We start from the raw sequence: 8,011 nt of genomic DNA, 5'->3' as shown, positions 1-8,011 counted from the left end.
CACGCGACGCCCGAGCAGTGCGGCGAGCTGGTCGGCGCCGTCATGGAGATGGCCGTGCACGGCAGGTCCGGCGACCTGGAGGCCTACCTCGCCGCCGACATCGCCTTCCACCGCACCTTGCTGGAGGCCACGGGTAACGAGATGATGGCCGCGCTTGGTGACGTGGTGGCCGAGGTGCTGCGCGGCCGTACGCATCACCACCTGATGCCGACGCATCCGAACCCGGAGGCGATCCGCTGGCACGCCGAGGTGGCCCAGGCGGTGCAGGCGAGACAGGCGGCGACCGCCGAACAGGCCATGCGCGAGATCGTCGATGAGGCCACTCACGCCATGCTCACTGACCAGCCCTGAATCCCGCCAGAGGACGATCGCGTCCCAGCGCGGCGGCCATGAAAACAAGTTGCAGTGTGCGTGTCCCGCAGAAAAGATTTCGGCATGATCCGGGTCGAGGGGTTAACCAAGGTCTTCCGCCGGCCACGCACCTTCTCGGGCACTTTCGGAGCGTTACGCACGCTGGTCACTCGCCAGTACGAGGAGAAGACCGCCGTCGACGATGTCAGCTTCGAGATCGACGAGGGCGAGGTCATCGGCTACCTCGGGCCGAACGGCGCCGGCAAGTCCACCACCATCAAGATCCTCACCGGCATTCTCACTCCGACGAGTGGCACCGTGGAGGTCAGCGGCCTGGTGCCCTGGCGCAACCGCTCGGCCAACGCGCGCAACGTCGGCGTGGTCTTCGGCCAGCGCAGCCAACTGTGGTGGGACCTGCCGCTGATCGAGTCCTTACGATTAGTGGGCTCCCTCTACGACGTCCCGCTCCGCGCTTCGAGACGTCGCTGAAGAAGCTGCGCGACCTGCTCGGGCTCGACGGGTTCCTCGACACACCGGTACGCCAGCTCAGCCTGGGGCAGCGGATGCGAGGCGACCTCGCCGCGGCCGTGTTGTACGAACCGCCGCTCCTCTACCTCGATGAGCCGACCGTCGGACTGGACGTACTGGCCAAGGAGGCCGTACGCGACTTCATCGTCGAGACCAACCGCGTCGGGCGCACCACCGTCATCCTGACAACGCACGATCTGGCCGACGTCGAAGCCCTGTGCAAGCGGATCATTCTCATCGACCACGGCAAGGTTCTCTTCGACGGCGCCATCGACGCGCTGGTCGACCAGCCGCGGCGGCTGGTGGTCCTGCTGGAGTCCGCGCCGGAGGAGGTGCGTGGGGTGTCGCGGGACGCCGAGGGCCGCTACGTGTTCGATATCGACGATGATCTGCCGGGCATGATCGCCTCGATCGCCGCCGAACACACCATCCGCGACATGTCGATCGAGGAACCCAGCCTGGAGAGCGTGATCAAAGGGATCTACACCCGATGACGCGCATCGGCTTCCGCCTCGCCCTGGCCTACCGCAGCAACATCATCATGACCTGCGTGACGCTGGTCGCCCAGGTGTTCCTGCTGCGCATGATCTGGAGCTCGGTGTACGGCTCGCGCCCCTCAGCCGCCGGGCTCTCCCTGGAGGCCCTGCTGTCCTACCTCACCTTGGCCAACCTGCAGGCCTTCGCCACCCACACCCTCGTCTCCCGCATCATCCACCAGCGCATCCGTACCGGCATGGTCTTCTTCGACCTGGCCCGGCCGGTCGGCTACCTGAGGCAGATGGCCGCCTTCCAGGTCGGCAACACCTTGGGCGGGCTGCTGCTGCTCGCCCCGGTGATCCCGGTGGTCCTGCTGGTCGGCTCGATCACCGTGCCGGTCAACGGCGCGGGCTATGTGATCACTTTGGTGCTCGGCTACGTCATCGCCGTACAACTGGCGTTGCTGATCAGCCTGGTCGGCTTCTGGACGATGGAGATCGGGGCCATCTCGCTGCTCTACCGGCTGGTCAGCCAGTTCTTCGCCGGGACGATGGTGCCGCTCGCCTTCTTCCCCGGCTTCCTGGGCGTGCTGGCCGAGATGCTGCCCTTCAAGTACATGGGGTACGTGCCCGCGGCGATCTACGTCGGACACATCTCCGATATTTCAGGTCCTGTCCTGGTCGAGCTCGCCTGGATCGCGGGGCTGTCGGGCTTACTCACGTTGACGTGGTCCCGGGCCCATCGAAGGGTGGTGATCCAGGGTGGCTGAGATCCTCCGTTCCCTGCGTCTGTACTTCCTGCTCCAACGCGCCTCCGCCCGCGGCGCCATGCAGTACCGCCTGAACACCGTGATCGGCATCCTCAGCGGCGCGATCTGGCAGGGCACCGGGTTCGCCTTCATCTGGGTGGTGATGCACACGTTCCCCTCGCTGGCGGGCTGGGGACTTGCGGAGATCGCCTTCCTGTACGGCCTGCGCCTGACCGCGCACGCCCTGGCGATGATCCCCATGATGAGCGTGAACGACATCCAATGGGTGGTACGCGACGGGGAGTTCGACCGCTTCCTGCTGCGCCCCCTCAACCCCCTCGTCCAGCTCATGGGCAACAGAATGGGCATCGCCCAGTTCGGCGACCTGCTCGTGGGCGTGGCGCTGCTCGCCGTCGCCGGCCAGAACGCTCAGGTTCAGTGGAACGCCTGGCTGATCGCCTTCTGCTTCGTGGCGGTCGTCGGCGGCGCGCTCATCGAGGCCGCCTTCTTCCTCGCACTCTGCTCACTGTCGCTGCGCATGGTCGACACCTTCGCCCTGCGCGTCTTCGTGGACGACGTCTTCAGCAAGTTCGGCTCCTACCCGATGAAGATCTTCGGCGGCGTAGTCGAGTGGCTGCTCACCTTCGTGCTTCCCGTCGCCTTCGTGGCCTACGTACCCTCGAGCATTCTGCTGGGCAAGCTCGACAACGCCTGGGCACTGGCCGCCCCGCTCCTGGGTATGGTCCTGATCGCGCTGGCCTACCTCATCTGGCGACGCCAACTCGACCACTACCAGAGCGTCGGCCACTGAACTCGGCAACCCTCAGGGGATGAGGCGCAGCGCCCGCTCCGAACCCCTTGGTCAGGGCGCCGGGAGCCGGCTGGCACGGAGGTGGGCGATGCCCATGTCCAGGGCGGCCTCCAGGTGGGTGGTCCGGCCGGTGGACATCTGGATCAGGACGCCGCCCTGGATGCCGGCGAGCAGGGCCGCCGCCGCCCGGTCGGGGTCCAGGCCAGGGTCGATTTCGCCGGCGTCCTGCATGTGCCGCACGCCGGTGGCGATCTCGGCCTGCCAGCGGTGCATCAACTCGGTGACCACGGCCTGGGCACCGGGTGTGCCGCTGCCCAGCTGCGAGGTGACGGAGTTGAGCGGGCACAGGCGGCCCTGCCGCCGGTAACGGTCGACGACCTTGTCGCGCCACGCCTGCCAAGAGGGCCAGGAGGTGAGCTCGCCGAGCTGGGGCCGCTGGTCCTCCAGCACGCGGTCGGCCTCGAAGCGGGCCACCGCCAGCAGCAGCTCCTCCCGCCCGCCTGGGAAGTAGTGGAACAGCTGGCTCTTGCTCGTCGCCGTCTCGGCCAGCACATCGTCGAGGGTCGTGGCGGCCACGCCGTGCTCGCGGATGCGCGCGGCCGCGCCCTCGAGGATGCGCTGCCGCGTCGCGGCTCCCTTGCGGGTCAGCGTGCGCATGGCCACCCCTCCAGGTTGGACTACCTGGTCCATATTAGCGCGGTCATCCTGGCATTTTTTGGACTTGACAGTCCATTTTTTGGTCCGCAAGCTGACTGGGCGGCCTCCGAAAAGCCGCTTATGAACGGAGTGATTTCCTCATGTCTCTGGACCACTACTATTTGCTCGGACGTTCCGGGCTGCGCGTCAGCCGGCTGGCACTGGGCACGATGAACTTCGGCACCGGCGGTTTCCATGCCGCATACGGCAAGTCCGAGGATGAAGCACGTCCCGTTTTCCGTCGCTACCTCGAAGCAGGCGGAAACTTCATCGACACCGCCGATTTCTACACCGCAGGTGAGAGCGAGACCATCCTTGGCAATCTCATCGCAGAAGCCAAGGTGCGCGACAGAGTGGTGCTCACCACCAAGTTCACCAACAGCGTCGACCCCGGGGATCCGAACGCGGGGGGCAACGGCCGCAAGCACATGATCAGAGCGGTCGAGGCGTCACTGCGCCGCCTGCGCACCGACTACATCGACCTGTTCCTGCTGCACACCTGGGACCGGATCACTCCTGTCGAGGAGGTCATGCGGACCTTCGACGACCTCACCAGAGCCGGGAAGATCCGGTACGCAGGCCTGTCCGACGTGCCCAGTTGGTACGCGGCGCGGGCCCAGACCTTTGCCGAGGCTCACTCCCTCGTACCGGTGGTCAGCCTGCAACTGCCCTACTCCCTCGTCGACCGGACGATCGAGCTGGAGCACATCGCCATGGGGCAGAGCCTGGGACTCGGTATCACCGCATGGAGTCCGCTCGGCGGCGGCTTCCTCACCGGGAAGTACCGGCATGCCGACCAGGGCTTGGCCGGGGAAGGCCGGCTCAGTGGCGGAGGCTCGCCCGGACGCTCGTGGACGGACCGGGAATGGCAGCTTCTGGCGACACTCGAGAGCGTCGCCGACAAGCTCGATATGACGATGGCTCAGGTCGCCCTCAATTGGGTCGCCACCCAGCCCGGGATCGCCTCGGCGATCATCGGCGCGAGCAGTACGGCACAGCTTGACGCCAATCTGGCCGCCCTCGACTTCGAGCTGCCGGCCGAGCTGCGTGCGAAGCTCGACGAGACGAGTTCCCTGCCGCCCCAGTCGGTCTACAACATGTTCACGCCGAACTATCAGAGCTGGCTGGTCAGTCCTGGCGTCAAGGTCGGAGACAAGCCGGCCGGCTACGCCCCGGCCGTGCAGAACTGGGTGTCCGGAAGCAGGGCTTGACACGCTCGAGCCGTACCGGCGCACGACCCCTCCCCGCCGTCACCGCTGACGCCGGGAACGCTGCACCGCGGTGTCCTCCTGCCGTGTCGAGGCCGCACCCCATGTCGGGTCCACGCGCTCGAGCCTGGTCCAGCCGGTCCAGCCCCGCTTCTCCAGCAGCTCGATCAGTCGACGGGCCGGCGGCGCGGTGTCGAACGCCAGTGTGTCCAGCAGCTTGGCGAACGGTGGCTCGATGTCGGCATCGTCGACGTAGTCCTCGCCCTGCTCGTCGGCCATCTGCGTGATGTAGGCGGCCATCTTGTCTGCCGGCTCGACCAGCCTCGGGTCGTCGGCGGTCCAGTCGAGAGCCTGGCCCAGGGTGAGATAGAAGTCGATGAGCTGCGGGTCGGCGATCTGCTCCCGCTTGCGTGCCATCCACACCGGGACTCGCTCGGATGAGTGCGCGGCCAGCGGGATCCAGCCGTCGCGTTCGACCTGGACGATCCGCTCGTCAACCCCGAGCCCCCGCTGAGGCTCCCGGCAGACCGGCGCCCATGGCGCCGCCGAACATAGACGAACAGCAGCGGCTGCCCGACCAGCATCAGCGTCATCGACGGGTACCGGGCCATGCGCTTCAAGTTGCGGCGCAGCATGGTCGCCGAATCGCGGACGGCGTACGTCGCGGTGTTCATACCGGCACCTCTTCGGTGGTGGGGTGGCTGGCGTGAGGACACGATGTACCACTTCGCGGTGGAGACCCGGGACGACGGAGAACTGGTCGCGTCGGTCAATGTGCACCGTCACCATGACACGTGGGCGGTCGGGTACTGGACTGTGGCAGAGCACAGGGGCCGCGGCTACGCCGCCGAGGCGGTACTCGCCTTGGCCACCTGGTCTTTCACCGAACTGGGGTGCAGTGCCTGGAGTGGCGAGCGGAAGCAGGGAATACGGCCTCCTGAGCGGTGGCGAAGAAGGTCGGCTTTGTTCATGGAGGGGGTCTTGCGTGCGGCACAGACCATCAACAACTCGTTGAGGGATACCTGGATCGGCGCGCTCCGGCCCTCCGACCTCGGCTGTCCTTTCGCTATCCCCTACCACGCCGCGCAGGCCAGCTCAGGTCTGGCCTATCAGCACTGAGGCCTATGCATAAGCGCAGGTGAGAGGCATATCCGTTGGATCCTGCGCCACTACTACCGGGACCTCTGCTCGATCTATTTGCGCGCCTGCGGCTGTGGTGTGAGGAACGCGCGCACCTCCTGCAGTCGGCGGATGTGCTCGTGGTCGCCTGGGTCGTCGCAGTCGTCGTAGGGGTCGTAGTGGACCGCCAGGATGCCGGCGGCCTGCGCGCCGCGGACATCGGCCGGCACGGTATCCCCGACGTGGACGGCGTGGGAGGCATCCACGTGGAGGCGATCCAGAGCGGCGCGGAAGAACCGCGGGTCTGGTTTGTCGAAGCCCACGATCGTGCTGTCGAGTATGGCGTCCACACATACGCCAGGTCCGTCGCCCTCCTGGCACATCTGCGCGTCGAGCAGCATCTGCGCGATCCTGCCGTCGGCCTGCGACACGATGGCGACGCGCACCCCGGCGGCCGTGATCTCCCCGAGCGTCCGTTTCGACTCCGAATCCGGCGCATGCCACATGTTGCGCGTGCGGGAGATCGCGAGGTAGTCCTCGGCACAAGAACGCCACTGGTCCTCGGGCACGCCTGCGTAGCGGGGGAGGAGTTCGTAGTAGTCGCCGCGGGGCTTCCCACGGGCGGGAAATGCCGCGTTGTGGGCCGCATAGTGCGCTCGGATGAACCCCTCCGGTGTATCGACGCCGCCATGGCGGGCGATGACCGGCGTCAGGAGCGCGGCGTTGGGAAGTAGGAGCACCCCACCGACGTCGACAAGGAGGGCCACGTAGTCGTCGGCCGGCGGCGTGAGGCGGTTGGGATTCATGGGCTAAAGGTCCGATCTGTTTGAAATAAGTGCCAGAAACCTATCGCAAATTGAAAAAATTGACGACACGCGTGGGGGCGTGGGAGCATCGGGCAGCATGACGCATACGGCGCAGGTGCCGACAGTGCTCGAGAGGATCGCAGCGGCACGACCTACGTTCTCCGCAACCCTCATCCGAGTCGCCGACGTGGTCTTGGGCAACCCCGAGTTCACGGCCAGCATCGGGATCGTCGAGCTTGCTCAGACGGCGGGCACCTCGGTGGGCACTGTCAACCGTTTCTGCCGCGCGATCGGCCTCGACGGGTACACGGCGCTCCGGCTGGCACTCGCCAGTGAGCTCGGGCAGGCGGCGGCGGACCTGGACGCCGATCCCACGGGGGAGATCGAGCCCTCCGCAAGTGCTCGCGACACCGTCAACCTGATCGCCGCATCGAGCATCAACGCCATTCGCCGCACTGCGACGCTGCTGGACACCGAGGCGCTGGGCCGGCTCGCCACCGCTGTCGACGAGGCCCGGCAGGTGCAGATCTTTGCCTTCGGGGGTAGCGCGCAGATCGCGCGTTACCTCGCCGACCAGCTCATCGGCATCGGAATCGTCACGCTCACCTCGCCCGACGTGACGACCGCGGCCGCCTACGCCGTGACCCTCGGTGCCGGTGATGTGGCGATCGCGATCAGCCACTCGGGCACGGCGCAGCACGCCCTCGACCTGCTGTCGGTGGCACGGGAGCGGGGGGCGTTCACTGCGGGGATCACCAGCAGCGCCTACGCGCCGCTGGTCACCGAGGCCGATCTGACCTTGGTGACGACAGCCCGCAGCGCGACCGCGCGCTACCGGGGCACCGCAGGCCGGCACGCTCAGCTCTTCGTGACCGACGCCCTCTACGTTCGCGTCTCCCAGCGCCGCGCGAGCGAGGCGACGCGGCTGCTGGATCTCGCCGGACAGGCGACCACCCCCTATCAGACCCAGACCAGGGATCACCGGGCCCGACCTCATGAGACCAGCCGGACCGTGGCGAGTGGCGCCGCCGCGACGACACCGGTCGCCGTCACGGATCAGGCGAGCCGACGCATCCTGGTGCTTGACCCCGATCGGGATTGGTCGGAGGAGTCGGCCGTCCTGTGGTGGTGGCGGCCGGATGCGGACAGCGGCATCGAGGATCCGGAGGGATCGTGGCGGCTGCCGACCGACGCCCGCTTGCGGCGCGACGCGTCGACGGGACAGCAGTACGTGCTCGTGTCGGACTCGTTCGGGCTCCTGGCCGCC

11 protein-coding genes and 1 pseudogene are annotated in these 8,011 nt (G+C 67.2%); 8 read left to right on the top strand and 4 right to left on the bottom strand.

Features of this window, described 5'->3' with window-relative positions:
* From AB0J09_RS48755 to AB0J09_RS48735, 5 genes are all read left to right on the top strand, one after another.
* A partial coding sequence (locus tag AB0J09_RS48755; protein ID WP_360707554.1) for an FCD domain-containing protein occupies positions 1-351 on the top strand: 351 nt, incomplete at its 5' end.
* Between the two features lie 84 nt (positions 352-435).
* A complete protein-coding gene (locus AB0J09_RS48750) occupies positions 436-840 on the top strand; it encodes an ATP-binding cassette domain-containing protein (protein WP_360707551.1) in 405 nt (134 codons plus the stop codon).
* The gene (locus tag AB0J09_RS48745) at positions 759-1,373 is read left to right on the top strand and encodes an ATP-binding cassette domain-containing protein (protein ID WP_360707548.1); all 615 of its coding nucleotides are present in this window, start codon (positions 759-761) and stop codon (positions 1,371-1,373) included. Before AB0J09_RS48750 ends, AB0J09_RS48745 begins: the two co-directional genes overlap by 82 nt.
* Complete coding sequence (locus AB0J09_RS48740) at positions 1,370-2,125, top strand: ABC-2 family transporter protein (RefSeq protein WP_360707545.1); 756 nt, start codon at positions 1,370-1,372, stop codon at positions 2,123-2,125. The genes AB0J09_RS48745 and AB0J09_RS48740 overlap by 4 nt, the downstream gene beginning before the upstream one ends.
* Positions 2,118-2,915, top strand: a complete 798-nt coding sequence (locus AB0J09_RS48735) for an ABC-2 family transporter protein (protein WP_360707544.1) — start codon at positions 2,118-2,120, stop codon at positions 2,913-2,915. The genes AB0J09_RS48740 and AB0J09_RS48735 overlap by 8 nt, the downstream gene beginning before the upstream one ends.
* Positions 2,916-2,966: 51 nt before the next feature.
* Here AB0J09_RS48735 and AB0J09_RS48730 read toward each other — a convergent pair whose 3' ends face one another.
* Positions 2,967-3,572 carry a TetR/AcrR family transcriptional regulator gene (locus tag AB0J09_RS48730; protein WP_360707541.1) on the bottom strand — a complete coding sequence of 202 codons (606 nt, stop codon included), beginning with the start codon at positions 3,570-3,572 and terminating at the stop codon, positions 2,967-2,969.
* 140 nt (positions 3,573-3,712) lie between these two features.
* Between AB0J09_RS48730 and AB0J09_RS48725 the strand changes: the two genes are divergently transcribed.
* Positions 3,713-4,822, top strand: a complete 1,110-nt coding sequence (locus tag AB0J09_RS48725) for an aldo/keto reductase (RefSeq protein ID WP_360707539.1) — start codon at positions 3,713-3,715, stop codon at positions 4,820-4,822.
* 39 nt (positions 4,823-4,861) lie between these two features.
* Here AB0J09_RS48725 and AB0J09_RS48720 read toward each other — a convergent pair whose 3' ends face one another.
* Entirely contained in the window at positions 4,862-5,236 is a 375-nt protein-coding gene (locus AB0J09_RS48720) for a hypothetical protein (protein ID WP_360707536.1), read from the bottom strand.
* Between the two features lie 94 nt (positions 5,237-5,330).
* A pseudogene (locus AB0J09_RS48715) lies at positions 5,331-5,493 on the bottom strand (ABC transporter permease); the annotation flags it as partial.
* On the opposite strand from AB0J09_RS48715, the gene AB0J09_RS48710 reads away from it, so the two are divergent.
* Positions 5,453-5,938, top strand: coding sequence for a GNAT family N-acetyltransferase (locus tag AB0J09_RS48710; RefSeq protein WP_360707534.1), 486 nt, complete (start codon positions 5,453-5,455; stop codon positions 5,936-5,938). The pseudogene AB0J09_RS48715 and the gene AB0J09_RS48710 overlap by 41 nt on opposite strands.
* Positions 5,939-6,012: 74 nt before the next feature.
* Here AB0J09_RS48710 and AB0J09_RS48705 read toward each other — a convergent pair whose 3' ends face one another.
* Positions 6,013-6,744 (bottom strand): HAD family hydrolase, encoded by a 732-nt coding sequence (locus tag AB0J09_RS48705; RefSeq protein ID WP_360707532.1) that lies wholly within the window; start codon positions 6,742-6,744, stop codon positions 6,013-6,015.
* A gap of 124 nt (positions 6,745-6,868) precedes the next feature.
* Between AB0J09_RS48705 and AB0J09_RS48700 the strand changes: the two genes are divergently transcribed.
* On the top strand, positions 6,869-8,011 hold a 1,143-nt coding region (locus AB0J09_RS48700), incomplete at its 3' end, for a MurR/RpiR family transcriptional regulator (RefSeq protein ID WP_360707530.1).

Source organism: Nonomuraea sp. NPDC049784 (genome assembly GCF_040659615.1).
In the GTDB taxonomy this organism is placed as follows: domain Bacteria; phylum Actinomycetota; class Actinomycetes; order Streptosporangiales; family Streptosporangiaceae; genus Nonomuraea.
The sequence above is the reverse complement of the archived record's forward strand: the minus strand, read 5'-3'. Positions and strand labels throughout refer to the sequence as shown.

Coding starts and splice junctions, on each gene's coding strand:
- AB0J09_RS48720 (WP_360707536.1), bottom strand. CDS start 5,236: ATGGCACGCAAGCGGGAGCAGATCGCCGACCCGCAGCTCATCGACTTC.
- AB0J09_RS48725 (WP_360707539.1), top strand. CDS start 3,713: ATGTCTCTGGACCACTACTATTTGCTCGGACGTTCCGGGCTGCGCGTC.
- AB0J09_RS48740 (WP_360707545.1), top strand. CDS start 1,370: ATGACGCGCATCGGCTTCCGCCTCGCCCTGGCCTACCGCAGCAACATC.
- AB0J09_RS48750 (WP_360707551.1), top strand. CDS start 436: ATGATCCGGGTCGAGGGGTTAACCAAGGTCTTCCGCCGGCCACGCACC.
- AB0J09_RS48710 (WP_360707534.1), top strand. CDS start 5,453: ATGGTCGCCGAATCGCGGACGGCGTACGTCGCGGTGTTCATACCGGCA.
- AB0J09_RS48705 (WP_360707532.1), bottom strand. CDS start 6,744: ATGAATCCCAACCGCCTCACGCCGCCGGCCGACGACTACGTGGCCCTC.
- AB0J09_RS48730 (WP_360707541.1), bottom strand. CDS start 3,572: ATGCGCACGCTGACCCGCAAGGGAGCCGCGACGCGGCAGCGCATCCTC.